The organism is Actinoplanes sp. NPDC024001, assembly GCF_040638955.1.
GTDB lineage: Bacteria > Actinomycetota > Actinomycetes > Mycobacteriales > Micromonosporaceae > Actinoplanes.
In genome coordinates this window covers 1-1,194 of the sequence record NZ_JBEZZB010000384.1, presented here as the reverse complement: position 1 = coordinate 1,194, position 1,194 = coordinate 1, and the positions used below count along the sequence as shown (strand labels likewise).

General features: G+C 75.6%; 1 protein-coding gene. It reads right to left on the bottom strand.

The window, feature by feature from the left end:
- Window positions 1-1,040, bottom strand: a 1,040-nt coding sequence (locus AB0F81_RS51340; protein WP_360211813.1) for a serine/threonine-protein kinase, incomplete at its 3' end; no start/stop codon positions are given.
- Window positions 1,041-1,194 lie beyond the last annotated feature (154 nt).

Genomic DNA, 1,194 nt, shown 5'->3' with positions numbered 1-1,194 from the left:
GCCGGCCCGGCCGGGCGGTCCCCGGGCAGCACGCCGGTCAGAGCCAGGCCGCAGACGAGCGCGGTCGCCGCGGCCAGCAGCCCGGGGCGGGTACGACCCCGCGGCCGGGTGGTGTTCCGGCTCGGGAGGGTCATCCGGGCGGTGTGCCGGACCGCGGCGGCGGCCCGGCTCAGCTCCGGACGGCGGGCCAGCTCGGCGCGGACCGGCGGGCCGTCGGTGGCGCCGGCCCGCAGCAGTCGTTCCAGCAGTTCGTGCGCGGCCGGCCGGTCGTCCGGGTCGGGCCGCAGAGCCTGGCCGACGATCTCCCGCAGCGGCTGCGGCAGGCCGGTCAGGTCGGGTTCCGGCAGCGGCAGCCCGGCGGCGGCGCCGACCATCTCGTCCGGGGTGAACGGGGTCCGGCCGGTGGCCGCGAACGTGATCACCGCGCCCCAGGCGAAGATGTCGGTGGCCGGCCCGACGCTGCGTGAGGTCTGCGCGTCGAAGCGCTCCGGGCCCATGTACGCCACGGTGCCCAGCACCTGGCCGGGCTCGGTGAGCCGGTCGGTGGCGCCGACCCGCTTGGCGATGCCGAAGTCGATGACCTTGGGTGCGGTGAGCGAGAAGAGGACGTTGGCCGGTTTGAGGTCGCGGTGCACGACGCCGGCGTCGTGGATCGCCACCAGCGCGGTGGCCACGCCGATGGCCACGCTGTGCAGGCTGCCGCCGGTCAGCGGGCCGCGCTCCTGGACCGCCTCGGCCAGGCTGGGCCCCTCGACCAGCTCCGCCACCAGGTACGGGCTGTCGGCGTCGGCATCCGCGTCGAGCACCTCCGCGGTGCAGAACGGCGGCACCTGCCGGGCCCGGCGCACCTCGCTGCGGAACCGGGCCCGGAACTCGGGGTCGCTCGACAGCTCGGGCCGGACGACCTTCACCGCCACCCGGCGGCCCGCCGGGCTCTGTCCGAGAAAGACCGAGCCCATGCCGCCCTCGCCGAGCCGGCCGAGAAGCGTGTAGTCACCGATGTGCCGGGGGTCGCCGCGGTGCAGAGGTTGCACGTTCACGAATCCGGCACCTATCACTCAGAGTTTCCGCAGGCCGTTTCGCACCGTACACACACCGTTCGGCCCGGGACCACCCCTGCGTTCGATGGGGCACCCCAAAGATGCACGCCGCACGCGCCGGACGGCGGGGATGCCGTCCGGCGCGTGACCGCGG